The sequence below is a fragment of the uncultured Rhodospira sp. genome, assembly GCF_937138205.1.
GTDB lineage: Bacteria > Pseudomonadota > Alphaproteobacteria > Rhodospirillales > Rhodospirillaceae > Rhodospira.
The window spans coordinates 128450-144407 of record NZ_CAKZOT010000113.1; the positions used below are offsets into that span (position 1 = coordinate 128450).

The following is a 15958-nucleotide window of genomic DNA, read 5'->3' on the forward strand; positions in this document are numbered from 1 at the left end:
GGATAGTACGATGCGGTTTCAGGCGTAGCGGGCTCATTGTCTTTCAACATGTTAGGTTATTGATCGGTAACTCCCGCCGTTATTTGTTATATACTCGAACGCTCTGCCGTTTGTATATCCTTAGGCACATGTCTTTGGTCATATTGCCGGCCGATCGGAGGCTCGGGCACAGCAATCCCCGGGGGAATGGGCAGTTCTTTATACGCTCCTGTTGAGGGGAAGGCGCCATGACTCCCATGCTCGAAACCGAAGACCTGACCTTGCGTGTTGACGGGATGCGGCTGCCGGCGCGGTGGCTTCACCCGGTGGGCGCGCGGCCCGATGGCCCCGTGCTGGTGTTCCTGCACGAGGGTCTGGGCAGCATCGGCCTGTGGAAGGATTTCCCCGAGGCCCTGTGCCAGGCCACCGGCCTTTCCGGCTTCCTCTATGACCGGCAGGGACACGGCGCGGCCGATCCCCTGACCCACTGGCCGCGCGGGATCGGCCATATGGAGCGCGAGGCCGACCAGATCCTGCCCGAGGTGCTGGCCGCCGCCGGTATCGACCGGTTCATCCACATCGGGCACTCGAACGGTGGCAGTATCGCCCTGCTTCATGCCGCCCAGCGGCCCGCCGGCCTTCTCGGCGTGATGGTCGAGGCCGCCCATGTGTTCATCGACGATATCACCCGGCAAGGTCTCCTCGCGGTCCGCGACGCGTTCCAGGCCGGTCCGCTGCGGGACAAGCTGCGGCGCTGGCACGGCGACAACACCGACAGCCTGTTCTGGGCCTGGAACACGACCTGGCTGGATCCGGACTACGCCGGCTGGAACATCACCGAGCGCCTGCGGGCGATCCGCTGCCCCGTGCTGGCCATTCAGGGCGAGGACGATGACTACGGATCGCCCCGGCAGGTGGAGGTCATCTGTCAGGAAACCGGCGGCCCGGCGGTTCCGCTGCTGCTGCCGCAGTGCGGTCATGTGCCCCATCATCAGGTGCGGGAGGTCGTTCTGGAGGCCATGGCGGGGGCCGTCGCCGCCTGGACGGCACCGGCGGCGATGGCGGCGTAGATCCAACCGCTCGAAATGGGCGGCGCCATCGTGTAGGAAGAGCCGATGGACGCTTGGCCCTGGACCCCGCCACGCGTGGGGGGCAGGGCCAAGCGCTCGGCATTCGGATGGTGATGATGCGTGAGTGTGGCCGCTCCCGCCCGTGGGAGCCCCTGGACCGATGACGGAGCCCACGACCACCCCCGGTCCCTTGGCCGGCCTCCGGGTTCTTGACCTGAGCCGGGTGCTGGCCGGTCCGTTCTGCACCCAGCTTCTGGGCGACCTGGGCGCCGACGTGGTCAAGATCGAGCGGCCGGGCATGGGCGACGACACGCGCGCCTGGGGGCCGCCGTTCCTGACCGGGCGCGACGGCCGGCCGACGCGCGAAAGCGCCTACTACCTCTCTATCAACCGTAACAAGCGCTCGCTGGCGGTGGACATCACCCGACCGGAGGGCCAAGCCCTGATCCGGCGGCTGGCGGGGCAGGCGGATATCCTGGTGGAGAATTTCAAGGTCGGCGGGCTGGCCAAGTACGGGCTCGCCTACGACGACCTGAAGGACGAATTCCCACGCCTGATCTATTGCTCCATCACCGGCTTCGGCCAGACCGGCCCCTACGCGGCCCGGGCCGGGTATGATTACCTGGCCCAGGGCATGGGCGGCATGATGAGCCTGACCGGCCCGCCCGATGGAGACCCGGTCAAGGTCGGCAACGCCAACGCCGACCAGTTGACGGGCATGTACGCCGCCGTCGCCATCCTGGCTGCCGTGCATCACCGCGCGGCGACCGGGCAGGGCCAGCACATCGACGCCAACCTGCTCGACAGCCAGATCGCCTGGCTGACCTATCAGGCGCAGAACTGGCTGGTCTCCGGCGAGGCCCCCAAGCGCCACGGCAACGCCCATCCCAATATCGTGCCCTATGACACGTTCCCCGCCGCCGACGGGCACCTGATTCTGGCGGTGGGCAACGACGCCCAGTTCCGGCGCTTCTGCGCGGTGGCGGGCCGGCCCGACCTGGCGGACGATCCGCGTTTCGTCACCAATGCCGATCGCATCGCCCACCGCGAGGCCCTGACGGCGATCCTGCGGCAGGTCATCGCCACGCGCCCGCGCGACGCCTGGTTGGCGGACCTGGAGGCGGCGGGTGTCCCGGCCGGCCCCGTCAACACGATCCCCGATGTCTTCGCCGACCCGCACGTGCGGGCGCGGGCCATGACGGTGACGATGGAGCACCCGGACAGCCCGGATCCGCTGACCCTGATCGCCAATCCGCTGCGCCTGTCCGCGACTCCGGCCACGGTTCGCACCGCGCCGCCCACGGTCGGAAGAGACTCGACGGCGGTCCTCGATGAGCTGGGCCTCTCGCCGGACGAGCAGGCGGCGTTGCGCGCGGCCGGCGTGATCGGCTGACTCAGGTTTTGCAGGGGTCAGGGCGCGCCGCGACCGGTGGAGTGCTCCCGCTTTCGAAGGAAGGGGTTCGTTTCCTCCGCCAAAGGGATTAGGCTGGGGCCTTGCAACCCGGACCCGTCCCGCGCTGGAGCGGTCCAAAACCGGGGCCGCCCCGTGGCCGGCCCTTCGGAGGACCCTTTTGACCACACTTGCCCCCCCGTTCGTCCACCGGGCCGGGCCGACCGGAACACGGTTCCGGGTCTGGCCGGGCTCTCCCTATCACCTGGGTGCCACCTGGGACGGCTCGGGCACCAACTTCGCGCTGTTCTCCGCCCATGCCGAAGCCGTCGAGCTGTGCCTGTTCGACGATTCGGGCCAAAAGGAGATCGCCCGCATTGCCCTGCCCGAACACACGCACGAGGTCTGGCATGGGTACCTGCCGGACGTGCGGATCGGCCAGTTGTACGCTTTCCGGGTGAAGGGTCCGTATGATCCCCAGGCGGGACACCGGTTCAACCATCACAAGCTGCTTCTTGATCCCTACGCCAAGTCTCTGGTGGGGGACGTGAAGTGGCATGACGCCCTGTTCGGCTACCAGGTCGGGCACGAGGACGGCGACCTGTCGTTCTCGACCGTGGACAGCGCGCCCTACATGCCCAAGTGCCAGGTGGTGGACACCGCCTTCACCTGGGGGCCGGACCCGTTCAGCCAGAACCCGTGGCACGACACCATCCTGTACGAGATGCACGTGCGCGGCTTCACCATGCGCCACCCGGAAGTGCCGGTGCCATTGCGCGGGACCTTCGCCGCGCTGGCCGAGGCGCCGGTGGTTGAGTATCTGCGCGAACTGGGGATTACCGCCGTCGAACTGCTGCCGGTGCACGCCTTCGTCCACGACCGGCATCTGGTCGAGCGGGGCGTGCGCAATTACTGGGGCTACAACACCATCGGCTTCTTCGCGCCCCATCCCGAGTATCTCGGCAAGGGTGGGCTGAACGAGTTCAAGATCTTTGTCCAGGTCATGCACGACGCCGGCATCGAGGTGATCCTGGACGTCGTCTACAACCACACCGCCGAGGGCAACCACCTGGGGCCGACCCTGTCGTTCCGGGGTATCGACAACGCCAGCTACTACCACCTGATGGGGGATGATCCCCGCTATTACAACGATTTCACCGGCACCGGAAACGCGCTTGAGTTGCGTCACCGCAACGTGCTGCGCATGGTGACCGATTCGCTGCGCTATTGGGCCGAGGAAATGCGGGTGGACGGATTCCGCTTCGATCTGGCCACCACGCTGGCGCGGGTGAATGGGGTCTACGACCAACACGCCGGGTTCCTCGATGCCGTGGCCCAGGACCCGGTGCTGTCGCGCAAGAAGCTGATCGCCGAGCCGTGGGATACCGGCATGGGCGGCTATCAGGTGGGCGGCTTCCCGCCCGGCTGGGCCGAGTGGAACGACAAGTATCGCGACACCGTGCGCCGTTTCTGGAAGGGCGACGACGGCCAGTTGCCGGAGCTGACGTCGCGCGTGTCCGGCTCGTCCGACATCTTTTCGCATCAGGGCCGCAAGCCCTGGGCCAGCATCAACTTCGTCACCGCCCACGACGGTTTCACGCTGAACGACCTCGTCAGCTACAACGACAAGCACAACGAGGCCAACGGCGAGGACAATCGAGACGGCCACTCCCACAATTTCTCCTGGAACCATGGTGTCGAAGGGCCGACCACGGATCCGGCGATCCTGGCCCTGCGACGGCGCCAGCGGCGCAACTTCCTGCTCACCCTGTTGATCTCGCAGGGCGTGCCGATGATCGTCGCCGGGGACGAGTTCGGCCGCGGCCAGAACGGCAACAACAACGCCTATTGTCAGGACAACCCGCTGAGCTGGATCGACTGGGCCGGCATTGATGAGGCCGGCCGCGACCTGTTGGGCTTCACCAAGGCGCTGATCCGGTTGCGGCGCCAGCATATCGTCTTTCACCGCTCCCGCTTCTTCCAGGGGGGGCTGATCCCGGGCACCAAGGTCAAGGACGTCACGTGGCTGCGTCCCGACGGCCGCGAGATGACTGACGAGGACTGGCACGATCCGGCGGCCAAGACACTGGGGATGCTGCTGTCCGGCGAGGCGGGCCTGACCCACTTGACCGAGACCGGCGAACCGGAGCCGGACCAGACGTTCCTGGTGTGGCTGAATGCCTCGCATCTGGACATGACCTGCCGCAATCCCTCGCTGCCGGCGGGCAACCGCTGGCACGTCGAGGCCGATACCCTGGCCGGTGGCCCGCGCCACAACGCGGCCGGCGCGCGCACCGTGGGAACCAAGACGGCGGCGGCGTCGAAAAAGGGGCGGGTGTTCGTGGCCGCCCGCTCGGCGCTGATCCTGGTGCGCCAGGAGATCGGCGGCCGCGAGGCCGGCCCGGGACAGGTCGCGCACGGCAGCCCCCTGGCGCGTCCGTCGTTGTGACGGGGTCTCGTCCTCCTTATGGTCAGACATGAATAACCCGATTGCGGAGGTATGGATGTCCGCTCCCGTGGCCCGGCACGATATGCCCTTTGGCGCCACCTTGATGGAGGAGGGCGGGGTTCGTTTTGCCCTGTGGGCGCCGGACGTGGACGCGCTGACTCTTGAAGTCGTGGCCGGCGACACCGCTCACGGGCTGCACGTCACGGCGCACCACGCCATGGGCGCCGTCGGGGACGGCTGGTGGGCGGCCGAGGTGGCGGAGGCCGGTCCGGGCACCCTCTACCGCTACCGGCTGGCGGACGGATTGGCGGTGCCGGACCCGGCCTCGCGGTTCCAGCCGTTCGACGTGCACGGCCCGAGCCAGGTGGTGGACCCGACCGCCTACCGCTGGCGGGCCACGGACTGGCGCGGCCGACCGTGGCACGAGGCGGTGCTGTATGAGCTGCACCCCGGCACGTTCTCGCCCGAGGGCACGTTCGCCGGCATCGAGAGCCGGTTGGACCATCTGGCCGACCTGGGGATCACGGCCATCGAACTGATGCCGGTGGCCGATTTTCCGGGGTGCTGGAACTGGGGCTATGACGGCGTGATGATGTTCGCGCCGGACAGCCGCTATGGCACGCCGGACGACCTGAAGCGCCTGATCGATGCCGCGCACGCGCGCGGCCTGATGGTGTTCCTGGACGTGGTCTACAATCACTTTGGCCCCGAGGGGAATTATCTGCACTGCTACGCCAACTCCTTCTTCGACGAGGCGCAGCACACGCCCTGGGGCGCGGCCATCGATTTCTCCCGGTCGCCGGTGCGCGACTTCTACGTTCAGAACGTGTTGTTCTGGTTGCAGGAATACCTGTTCGACGGGCTGCGGTTCGACGCCGTGCACGCCATCAGCGACTCCCAGCCGGAGCACATTCTCGATGAGATCGCGCGGCGTGTGCGCGTGCACTTTGAAGGCAGCGGCCGGCATGTGCACCTGGTGCTGGAGAACGACGACAACGCGGCGCGGTTCCTGGGGGCGCCGGGCGGGCGGTTCGATGCCCAATGGAACGACGACTACCACCACATCATCCATCACCTGCTGACCGGTGAGGGGCACGGTTACTACGAGGATTACGTCGCCGACCCGATGGACCGCCTGTCCCGCGTGCTGACCGAAGGCTTCGATTATCAGGGTACGGCCTCGGTGCATCGGGACGGACAGGTGCGCGGCGAGCCGAGCGGGGACCTGCCCCAGACCGCGTTCGTCGACTTCATCCAGAACCACGATCAGGTGGGCAACCGGGCCTTCGGCGAACGGCTCACCGCCCTGGCGCCGAAGCCGGCGGTCGAGGCGGCGCTCATGCTGTTGTTGCTGGCGCCGCGCCCGGTGCTGCTGTTCATGGGCGAGGAGTGGGGCAGCGAACGGCCGTTCCTGTTCCATGTGGACTTCGGCGAGGATCTGCGCACCCCGGTGCGGGAGGGCCGGCGCGCCGAGTTCGCCCGCTTCCCGGGGTTCTCCGACCCGGCGGCGCGGGCGCGCATTCCCGACCCCTTCGCGGCCGAGACGTTCGCCGACAGCCGGTTGGACTGGGACAGCCTGGACGCGGAGCCCCATGCCACCCGGTTGCGCTGGGTCAAGGGCCTGCTGGCGACTCGCCAGTCGGCGGTCGCGCCCCTGATTCCGGCGTTGCGGCCGGTGACCGCCGACCGGTTCGGCGCGCACGGGCTGCGGGTCTGCTGGCATCATCGCGGCGGCACTGACCTAGTGGTGGTCATGAACCTGGGGCCGGAGCCGGTCGACATGCCCTCGGCCCACCGGCCCACCGGGCCGGCCCTTGCCGTCACCCCGGCGACGGCGCTGGCGGCGCTGCGCCAGGGGGCCAACCTGCCGCCCTGGACCGTGATTTGGGCGCGCAGTGATTGACGGCTCGGGCGGACCCGTCTTCTACGCCGCCGGCAGCTCGACGATGAAGCGGGCACCCAGCGCGCGGCCGGTGCGGTCGGTCCGGGTCTCGGCGCGGATCGTGCCCCGGTGGTTCTCGACGATCTGCTTGGAGATCGACAGGCCCAGGCCCGAGTGGGTGCCGAACTTCTCGCCTTTCGGGCGTTGCGAGTAGAACCGCTCGAATACGGTCGCCTCCTTGCCGGGCGGCAGGCCGGGGCCGTCGTCCTCGACCGTGGCGACGATGCGCGGCCCCTCGCGCCCCGCGCGCAGCACCACCGTCCCGCCCTCGGGACTGAACGAGACCGCATTGGCCAGCAGGTTCTGGAACACCTGCCCCAGGCGGCTGTCGATGCCGAAAACCGGCAGCGGTGCGCCGTCGGCCGGTCCCTCGAAGCGGACCGACACGCCGGCCTCGGCGGCGGTGTTGGCGTGCACGTCGGCCAGTGCCGACAACAGGGGAACGAGGTCCATGGCTTGCGTCGGGGCGCGCGACATCTCCGCATCCAGTCGCGAGGCATCGGAGATGTCCGAGATCAGGCGGTTGAGCCGTTCGATATCGTCCAGGATCACACTCATCAGGCGGCGTTGCTGATCGGGATCGGTGACGCGGGCCACGGTTTCGACGGCGCTGCGCAGCGAGGTCAGCGGGTTCTTGATCTCGTGCGCGACATCGGCGGCGAAGCGTTCGATGGCCCCCATGCGCGCCGACAGGGCCGCCGTCATCTCGATCAGCGCCGCCGAGAGTTCGCCCAACTCGTCGCGGCGGTTGGACAGGTCCGGAATGTCGCGGTGGTCTCCGTGCGCGTGGCGCACCCGCTCGGCGGCGGTGGCCAGGCGGGTCAGCGGCCGCACCAGGGTTCCGGACAGGTACAGCGACAGCAGGATGGTGACGGCCAGGGTGGCGCCGAAGATCTCCAGGATGGCCAGACGCACCTCAATGACATCGCGTTCGATTTCGCGGTCGTCGGCGGAGACGAGCAGGGCGCCGACCACCTGCTTGTAGTACTGCACGGGGACGGCCACGTTGAGCACCAGGCGTTTGCCGTCGGGATGACGCCGGATGGCGCCGCTGGCCGACTGGCCGGCGAGGGCGTCGCGGACCTCGGCGTAGTCGGCGGCGCTCTGGTGCGGTGGTTCCTTGTACAGCGGCAGTTCGGTTCGGGGCATGACCATGGTGTAGGCTTGGTCCAACAGCGTGCCAATCCGCGCCAACAGGCGATCCACCCAGTCGCCCATCGGATCCGGCTCCGGCAACGGCGGCAGCGGCGAGATCTGGAACTGGCCGCCGAGGCCGCGCCGGCTGTCGGCCACCAGATCGCCGTCCAGGCCGTACAGACGGCCGCGCACCCCGGCCAGGGCCGACAGGCGGCGCACGATCTGGGCCGCCAGCTCGGGCGTGATGATCTGCCCGGGGACCAGACTGCGGGTTTCCGGGTGGACCTCGAACGTCAGCGAGCCCTCGGCGACGGCGGCGGCGATCAGGTCGGCCTCGGTGCGCAAGGCGTTCAGGCGCGCTTCGGTCAGGGTTTCCCGGTAGTTGTCGAGATAGAACATGCCGGCCACCAGTAGGATGGGGGCCAGCAGGTTGACCGCCAGAATGCGCCGCGTCAGGCGCGAGCGCAGGACCGAGCCCGACCAGGGCCGCCTTCGCGACGCCGCCGCGTCCGACTCCGCCTCCCGGGTGCGTGCCACGTCAGCCTGCGTCCTTGTAGCGGTAGCCGACGCCGTACAGGGTCTCGATATCCGAGAACTCGGTGTCCACCTCGCGGAACTTCTTGCGCAGGCGCTTGATGTGGCTGTCGATGGTGCGGTCGTCGACGTAGATGTGCTCGCCGTAGGCGGCGTCGATCAACTGGTCGCGGCTCTTGACGTGCCCGGGGCGCTGCGCCAGCGACTGCAGCAGCAGGAACTCGGTCACCGTCAGGTTGACCGGCTCGCCCTTCCAGGTGCAGAGGTGGCGTTCCGGGTCCATCACCAGTTCGCCACGGATCAGGGCCTTGTCCGACAGGTCGGGGGCGCCGTCGCGGCCGGCCTCGCCCCGGCGCAGGATGGCGCGGATGCGCTCGATCAGCAGGCGCTGCGAGAACGGCTTCTTGATGTAGTCGTCGGCGCCCATGCGCAGGCCCATCAACTCGTCCACCTCGTCGTCCTTGGAGGTGAGGAAGATGACCGGCAGGCTGGATTTGACGCGCAGGCGCTGCAGCAACTCCATGCCGTCCATGCGCGGCATCTTGATGTCCAGCACGGCCAGGTCGACCGGGTCGGCCAGCAATCCGCGCAGCGCCTCGGCGCCGTCGGTGTAGGTCACGATCTCGAAGCCCTCGGTCTCCAGGGTGATGGAGACCGAGGCGAGGATGTTCTGGTCGTCGTCCACAAGCGCGATGCGTTGGGCCACGGTGTCGTCCTCCGGCGGGAAAGGGGCCTGATCGGCACACGTCTGTTCCTATCAGGGAACCGCCCAATTATGGCAACCCCGGGGAGGGAATGGGCACGAAACCGTGGCGGGTGGGAGTGAGAGCGAGAGCGGATCAGGCGGCTTCGGCCGTGACCGTCAGCACGACCCCAAGGGCCTCGGCGGCACGTTCCACCTGTGCCCATTGGCTGGCATGGCAGAGGTCAAGAACGCGGCGGACGGCCCGGTCGTCCATCCCGAGGCGTTCGGCGAGCAACCGTTGAGTCACCCCTTGCCGGCGCATGGCGACGTGCAGCGCCAGCTTCGCGGTCACAAGTCCTGGCAGGCGACACCAGACCTCGCCCTCCTGGGGTGGGCTCGCTTCCGGGATGAAGCCCGTGCGGTGAATCATGTCGTCCAGCACGGCCACCAGCGCGTCGACGGCATGGTGCGCGGCGTCATCCGGATCGTCGCCGAACGTGGTGACCGGCGGCAGATCACGGCAGGTCACGAGCAGGGTGTCGTTGTCGTCCGGCTCCAGGGCGATGGCATACCCGGTGGGGACGGTGAGGAGAGTCGGCATGGCGATCGGCCTGCGCCTGAATGGGTGAACGGAGTTCGCGTTTTGGCGAACGCGCTAATCGAGGCCAAGGTCCTTCATGATCTTGCGAACGAGGCCTTTTCCAAGCTGTTTGCGCCCGCCATGGCGTGGCAATTCGGAGGTGGCGCCCGTGGACGGGTTCCGGAGAATAACATGGCCGGAACTGCCCTTGGGCTCCACTTCGATGCCCTGCCGGCGCAGCCACCTCTCGAACTGGTCTGCGTTCACGGGACCGGCCCATGATGTTCAAGGGTAGGACACACGTGTCCGGTCCGCAAGGCGTTGGCGGACATTATTGTCCTTCGCTCCCGTGGGCGTGCCCCATTCCGCCGCCCATGGCGCCGACGCTTTTCACGATGACATCCACGTCGACGTCGCCGGCCTGTTCGAAGGTCAGGGTGACGGGGAAGGTCTCGCCCTCTTGCAAGGGATCATGCAGCCCGATGAACATGACATGCAGGCCGCCCGGTTGCAGCATCGTGGTTTCACCGGCCGGAACGTCGATGGCCTCCACTTTCCGCATCCGCATGACATCCCCGTCCTTGATGTGGGTGTGCAGTTCAACCACATCCGAGACGTTTGCCGTGGCGCTGACCAGGCGGTCGCTGTCGCCGGTGTTGGTGATGGTCATGAACGCCGCGCCGGCTCGCGCCATGCCGGCGGAGGCCCGCGCCCAGGGGTCGGCGATGGTCAGGCTGCCGGCCGTGACCTCGGCGGCCATGGCGGGCGCGGCGGCGGCAAGGCCCAAGGCGAAGACGGCGGCGCCGAGACGGATGCGCGGGATCATGGGGGGTACTCCCTAAGAGTGAATGGGCCGAACAAATGGGGCTCGGGGTAGTGTGGCGCAAGGTTCGCCGGAGCGACAAGACACGACAATGCGGCAGTCCTGTGACGTCGCTCCGATCGTTCTGGACCAAGCGGCCGAAAGCGGGCAGACTGCGGCATCATGATGGTTCCGCCCCCGTATCGTCATCCATTGCCCCCGGACCGGTCGGCCGCCGGCCCGCGGCAGGCGTGTGCGCATGGATGTGCATCCGGGGACGGGGGAGCCTCGTACGCAAAGGAACGGGCCGGCCCAACCCCATTTTTCATGCCGCACGCCGGGAAACCGGTTTCGGGCTGACTCAGAGTTGAAGAATTGTCGTGCCAACGGGAGGGTAAAGTCGATGAGTGAAGCACCGACCAAACATGCGAAACTCCTGGCGTGGGTGGATGAGATCGCCGCGCTGACCAAGCCGGACCGCGTCGAGTGGTGCAACGGCAGCCAGGAGGAATACGACCGCCTATGCCAGTTGCTGGTGGACGGCGGCTCCTACATCCGCCTGAACCCGGAAAAGCGCCCGAACAGTTTCCTGTGCCGGTCCGACCCGGCCGACGTGGCGCGCGTGGAAAACCGCACGTTCATTTGTTCCGAGAACAAGGACGATGCCGGCCCGACCAACAACTGGGTCGCTCCGGCCGAAATGCGCCAGACCCTGAACGGCCTGTTCGACGGCTGTATGCGCGGCCGAACGATGTACGTGATTCCGTTCTCCATGGGGCCGCTGGGCTCGCCGATTTCCGAGATCGGCGTCGAGATCTCGGATTCCGCGTACGTGGTGACCAACATGCGCATCATGACGCGCATGGGCCAGGCGGCGCTGGACGTACTCGGCGACGACGGCGAGTTCATTCCCTGCGTCCACTCCGTCGGGATGCCGCTGGAGCCGGGCCAGAAGGACGTGGCCTGGCCCTGCAACGCCGACAACAAGTACATCGTCCACTATCCCGAGACGCGGGAGATCTGGTCGTTCGGCTCCGGCTACGGCGGCAACGCGCTGCTGGGCAAGAAGTGCTTCGCGCTACGCATCGCCTCGGTGAAGGCGCGCGATGAGGGCTGGCTGGCCGAACACATGCTGATCCTGGGCGTGAAGAACCCGGCCGGGGAGAAGCGGTACGTCTGCGGCGCCTTCCCCAGTGCCTGCGGTAAGACCAACTTCGCCATGCTGATTCCGCCGGAAGGCTATGAGGGCTGGCAGGTCACCACCGTCGGCGACGATATCGCCTGGATCAAGCCGGACTCGGAGGGCAACCTGCGGGCCATCAACCCCGAGTACGGCTTCTTCGGCGTGGCGCCCGGGACCTCGATGAAGTCCAACCCGAACGCCATCCTGTCGCTGCACGCCAACAGCATTTTCACCAACGTCGCCATGACCGACGACGGCGACGTGTGGTGGGAAGGCCTGACGGATGAGCCGCCGGCTCACCTGATCGACTGGAAGGGGCAGGACTGGACGCCGGACTGCGGCCGCACCGCGTCGCATCCGAACGCCCGCTTCACCGCGCCCTTGAACCAGTGTCCGTCGCTGGACGACAAGTGGGAAGACCCGGCCGGCGTGAAGGTCGATGCCTTCCTGTTCGGCGGGCGCGTGGCGTCCAACTTCCCGCTGGTGTTCGAGGCCAAGGACTGGAACCACGGCGTCTATCTCGCGGCGACCATGGGCTCCGAGCTGACCGCCGCCGCCGAGGGCAAGCCGGGCGACCTGCGCCGCGATCCGTTCGCCATGCTGCCGTTCATCGGCTACAACATGGCGGACTACTGGAAGCACTGGTTCGAGTTGGGCGAGACGCTGGGCCATCCCAAGGTGCCCGGGTTCTACCGCGTCAACTGGTTCCGCAAGGACGACAACGGCAAGTTCATCTGGCCGGGCTTTGGCGAGAACATGCGCGCGCTGGAGTGGGTCTTCAATCGTGTGCGCGGTGAGGCGCACGCGGTGGAAAGCCCGCTGGGTAACGTGCCGGCCTACAGCGACATCAACTGGAACGGCCTGCCGTTCGAGGAGGCGCTGTACAACCGCATCATGACGGTCGAGAAGGACAAGGCCCTGCGCGAGGTGCAGACCCAGTCCGACTTCTTCGACAAGTTCGGCGACCGGGTGCCGAAGGAGATCGCCGAGATGCGCGAGGCCACGTTGAAGGCGCTGGAGCAGGCGCCAGAGGTGTGGGAGTTGCCGAAGTCGGCGTAAGCGGCGGCTCGCCCCGATTCTCAAGACCCCCGCCGGCTTCCGTGCCCGGCGGGGGTTTTGTTTGACCAGAGAGGGCTTCCGTCCCGGCGCGAAGCGGTCTATGGTCCGGCGCTTCGCGCGGCGGCGCACGGGCGCGCCGCGACGCTGCAGTCAGGGGAAACAGCGATCATGGCCAACATCAAGGAACGCGGACAGTTCGTGCTTGCCGGCGGCAAGGACCTCGCCTCCGCCGCCAACGCCGACGCCAAGGGCCTCGCCCGCTTCACCGGGTTGTCGGAAAAGGCCGTCACCAAGGTGCTGGACGGCGGCAAGACGACGTGGGTGCGGTGTGCCAAGGTGGTGCGCGCGCTGAACGCCATGGGCGCCAAGGAGGCCAGCACCGCCGCCATCAGCCGTCAGGGCGACTGAGCCCTCGCCGGTTTCCGGGCCGGACTTGACGGTTGCGCCGCCCGCCGCGCTCGGGTAAGCCGAAGCGCGACGTGAGTCGGCCCTGACCCGCCCCAGGAGCGTCCCTGTGAAGCACGCCCTCAGTCTGTTTGTCGGCCTGTTCGTCCTGTGGCTGCTGCTGTCCGGCCACTGGAGCGACCCGTTGCTGCTGGGCCTGGGGGTGGTGTCGGCGGCGCTGACGGTGTTCGTCGCCTGGCGCATGGAGGGCCTGGACCACGAGGGCGTGCCCGTCGCCGTGGCCCTTCGGGCGCTGGCGTACTGGCCGTGGCTGCTGTGGCAGATCGTCCTGTCCAATCTGGCGGTGGCGCGCTGCGTGATCGATCCGGACCGCATCGCGCCGCGCATGGCCTGGGTGCCGGCCAGCCAGAGGACCGACTTGGGCAAGGTGATGTTCGCCAACTCCATCACGCTGACCCCTGGTACGATCTCGGTGCAGGTCGACGGCGGCCGGATCCTTGTCCATGCTTTGGAGCCGGGCAGCATCCATGATCTGCATGGCGGCGAGATGGATCGGCGCACCGACTGGGTGGAAGGGTCGCTGGAGCGCCTGTCCGACGCTGTCCACGGTTCGGGGAAAGCCTGATGTTCACCGTCGCCAGCCTGTTCATTCTGGCCACCATGGCGCTGGCGCTGGCGCGGGCGGTGCGCGGTCCGTCGGTCTATGATCGCATCGTCGCCGTCAATGCCTTCGGGACCATGACAGTGCTGTTGCTGGTTCTGCTCGGGTTCCTGACCGACCGGCCGGAGTTCGAGGACATCGCCTTGCTGTACTGCCTGATCAACTTCGCCGGCACCATTGCCGTGCTGAAGTTCGTCAAGTACAGCAACCTGGCCGGACCGCGCGCCTCGCGCCAAGGTCAGGAGGGCACCCGATGAGCCTTGTCCTCGACGTTGTGAGTTGGGCGTGCATCGTGATTGGCGGGCTGTTCTGCCTGCTGTCGGGCATCGGCCTGGTGCGATTTCCCGATGTCTTCACCAGAATGCACGCGGCCAGCCTGGGCGACACCCTGGGCGCCGGCCTGATCATTGTCGGTCTGCTGCTCCAGGCTGGCCTGGGTGCCGACCTGGTGGGCATCAAACTGGTGATGATCCTGGTCTTTCTGCTGTTCACCAGCCCGGTGGCCACGCACGCCCTGGCGCAGGCGGCGCTGTTGGACGGTCAGCGGCCGTGGACGCGCGACGGGCGCCCGACCGAAGGGAAGCTGGACCTGCGCGACGCCGCGGACGATGACTTCCTTCTGGATGACCGCGCGCCCGGCCGATCCGCCTTTCCCGACCAGGAGGCGGAACGCTAGGCCATGGAACAGGTCATCGACATTGTCTTGCTGGCCTTCATGGTGGTCACGGCCCTGGCCATGATCGCTTTGCGCAACCTGTTCGCCGTGGTCATGCTGTCAGGCATCTTCAGCCTGCTGTCGGCGTCCATGTTCGTGCTGATGGACGCGGTCGACGTTGCGTTCACCGAGGCCGCCGTCGGCGCCGGCATCTCCACCGTCTTGATGCTGGGGACGTTGGCCCTGACCGCGCGCGCCGAACGGACGCCCAGGCGGAATTCGCTGCTGCCGCTGGCGGTGGTGGTGGTGACCGGCGCGGCCCTGATCTACGGCACGCTGGACATGCCCCACTTCGGGGATCCGCAGGCGCCGATCCACCAGCACGTCGCCCCGCGCTACATCGAGGACAGCCCACGTGAGGTCGGCCCGCCCAACATGGTCACCAGCGTCCTGGCCAGCTACCGCGGCTACGACACGCTGGGCGAGACAACGGTGATCTTCACCGCCGGCATTGGCGTGCTGGTGCTCCTGGGCGCCCGGGTTGACCGGCGGCGGTGCAACGCCCAGGCCGCGCGCAAGGACGCTGGGGAGGGCCGGTCATGAGGCTGCATTCCATCCTGCGCACCATGACCAAGCTGCTCATGCCGCCGATCATGCTGTTCGGCCTGTATGTGCAGTTCCACGGTGACTATGGCCCCGGTGGCGGCTTTCAGGCCGGCGTGATCTTCGCCGTCGCCTTCATCCTGTTCACGCTGATCTTCGGCCCGACGCGCGCCCGTCAGGTGGCGCCGGAGTGGGTGACGACGCCGATGTGCGCCATCGGGGTGCTGCTGTATGCCGGGGTCGGGGTGGCCACCATGCTGCTGGGCGGCGAGTACCTGAACTACAACGTGCTGGCGCATGACCCCCACCATGGCCAGCACATGGGGATCCTGCTGGTGGAACTGGGCGTTGGCCTGACCGTGTGGGCGGTGATGGTCACGATCTTCCTGAATTTCGTCGAGCGCCACGATCACGCGGCCCTGGATCCCGGCGACGGGGCGGAGGACGGCCATGTTTGAGACCGTGCTCGGCCTGTATAACTACTGGATCGTCATCGTCCTGATGATGGCCGGCTTCTACACCGTCATCGCCCGGGGCAATCTGGCCAAGAAGGTCATTGGTCTGAACATTTTCCAGACCTCCGTGTTCCTGATGTACATCACCATGGGCGCGGTCGAGGGCGGCACGGCGCCCATCGTCTCAGAGGAGGCGACGGTGTACAGCAACCCCTTGCCGAGCGTGCTGATCCTTACCGCCATCGTTGTCGGCGTGGCCACGACGGCGGTGGGGCTGGCGCTGGTCGTGCGCATCCGCGAGGCCTTCGGCACGCTGGAGGAGGATGAGGTGCTGGCGCTCGAACATCGCATGGACAGGGGGGCCTGAGC

17 protein-coding genes are annotated in these 15958 nt (G+C 67.5%); 12 read left to right on the forward strand and 5 right to left on the reverse strand.

What is annotated here, in order from left to right; translation table 11 throughout:
* The first annotated feature begins 236 nt into the window (after positions 1-236).
* From Q0309_RS17270 to treZ, 4 genes are all read left to right on the forward strand, one after another.
* On the forward strand, positions 237-1049 hold the full coding sequence (locus tag Q0309_RS17270) for an alpha/beta hydrolase (RefSeq protein WP_299444217.1): 813 nt from the start codon (positions 237-239) through the stop codon (positions 1047-1049).
* Between the two features lie 160 nt (positions 1050-1209).
* Positions 1210-2442 carry a CaiB/BaiF CoA-transferase family protein gene (locus Q0309_RS17275; protein WP_299444220.1) on the forward strand — a complete coding sequence of 411 codons (1233 nt, stop codon included), beginning with the start codon at positions 1210-1212 and terminating at the stop codon, positions 2440-2442.
* 178 nt (positions 2443-2620) lie between these two features.
* Positions 2621-4888: a glycogen debranching protein GlgX gene (gene glgX, locus Q0309_RS17280; RefSeq protein ID WP_299444223.1), complete on the forward strand. Its 2268-nt coding sequence runs from the start codon at positions 2621-2623 to the stop codon at positions 4886-4888.
* Between the two features lie 55 nt (positions 4889-4943).
* Entirely contained in the window at positions 4944-6791 is a 1848-nt protein-coding gene (treZ, locus tag Q0309_RS17285; protein ID WP_299444226.1) for a malto-oligosyltrehalose trehalohydrolase, read from the forward strand.
* A gap of 21 nt (positions 6792-6812) precedes the next feature.
* On the opposite strand, the gene Q0309_RS17290 is transcribed toward treZ, so the two are convergent.
* From Q0309_RS17290 to Q0309_RS17305, 5 genes are all read right to left on the reverse strand, one after another.
* Entirely contained in the window at positions 6813-8504 is a 1692-nt protein-coding gene (locus Q0309_RS17290; protein ID WP_299444229.1) for a stimulus-sensing domain-containing protein, read from the reverse strand.
* A 1-nt stretch (position 8505) separates the two neighbouring features.
* A complete protein-coding gene (locus tag Q0309_RS17295; RefSeq protein WP_299444232.1) occupies positions 8506-9207 on the reverse strand; it encodes a response regulator transcription factor in 702 nt (233 codons plus the stop codon).
* Positions 9208-9340: 133 nt separating this feature from the next.
* Entirely contained in the window at positions 9341-9787 is a 447-nt protein-coding gene (locus Q0309_RS17300; RefSeq protein ID WP_299444235.1) for a type II toxin-antitoxin system HicB family antitoxin, read from the reverse strand.
* Between the two features lie 54 nt (positions 9788-9841).
* Entirely contained in the window at positions 9842-10033 is a 192-nt protein-coding gene (locus tag Q0309_RS18670; RefSeq protein WP_366940656.1) for a type II toxin-antitoxin system HicA family toxin, read from the reverse strand.
* 64 nt (positions 10034-10097) lie between these two features.
* Positions 10098-10592 (reverse strand): copper chaperone PCu(A)C, encoded by a 495-nt coding sequence (locus Q0309_RS17305; protein WP_299444238.1) that lies wholly within the window; start codon positions 10590-10592, stop codon positions 10098-10100.
* A 379-nt stretch (positions 10593-10971) separates the two neighbouring features.
* Here Q0309_RS17305 and Q0309_RS17310 point away from each other — a divergent pair, with 379 nt between their 5' ends.
* From Q0309_RS17310 to Q0309_RS17345, 8 genes are all read left to right on the forward strand, one after another.
* Positions 10972-12810 carry a phosphoenolpyruvate carboxykinase (GTP) gene (locus Q0309_RS17310; protein WP_299444241.1) on the forward strand — a complete coding sequence of 613 codons (1839 nt, stop codon included), beginning with the start codon at positions 10972-10974 and terminating at the stop codon, positions 12808-12810.
* Between the two features lie 168 nt (positions 12811-12978).
* Complete coding sequence (locus Q0309_RS17315) at positions 12979-13218, forward strand: hypothetical protein (protein ID WP_299444244.1); 240 nt, start codon at positions 12979-12981, stop codon at positions 13216-13218.
* A 106-nt stretch (positions 13219-13324) separates the two neighbouring features.
* Positions 13325-13840 carry a Na+/H+ antiporter subunit E gene (locus Q0309_RS17320; RefSeq protein WP_299444247.1) on the forward strand — a complete coding sequence of 172 codons (516 nt, stop codon included), beginning with the start codon at positions 13325-13327 and terminating at the stop codon, positions 13838-13840.
* Entirely contained in the window at positions 13840-14133 is a 294-nt protein-coding gene (locus Q0309_RS17325) for a monovalent cation/H+ antiporter complex subunit F (protein ID WP_299444250.1), read from the forward strand. Before Q0309_RS17320 ends, Q0309_RS17325 begins: the two co-directional genes overlap by 1 nt.
* Positions 14130-14552, forward strand: coding sequence for a monovalent cation/H(+) antiporter subunit G (gene mnhG, locus Q0309_RS17330; RefSeq protein ID WP_299444253.1), 423 nt, complete (start codon positions 14130-14132; stop codon positions 14550-14552). The genes Q0309_RS17325 and mnhG overlap by 4 nt, the downstream gene beginning before the upstream one ends.
* A gap of 3 nt (positions 14553-14555) precedes the next feature.
* Positions 14556-15134, forward strand: a complete 579-nt coding sequence (locus Q0309_RS17335) for a DUF4040 domain-containing protein (RefSeq protein WP_299444256.1) — start codon at positions 14556-14558, stop codon at positions 15132-15134.
* Entirely contained in the window at positions 15131-15592 is a 462-nt protein-coding gene (locus Q0309_RS17340) for a Na(+)/H(+) antiporter subunit B (RefSeq protein ID WP_299444259.1), read from the forward strand. The genes Q0309_RS17335 and Q0309_RS17340 overlap by 4 nt, the downstream gene beginning before the upstream one ends.
* Positions 15585-15956, forward strand: coding sequence for a cation:proton antiporter subunit C (locus Q0309_RS17345; RefSeq protein WP_299444262.1), 372 nt, complete (start codon positions 15585-15587; stop codon positions 15954-15956). Before Q0309_RS17340 ends, Q0309_RS17345 begins: the two co-directional genes overlap by 8 nt.
* Positions 15957-15958 lie beyond the last annotated feature (2 nt).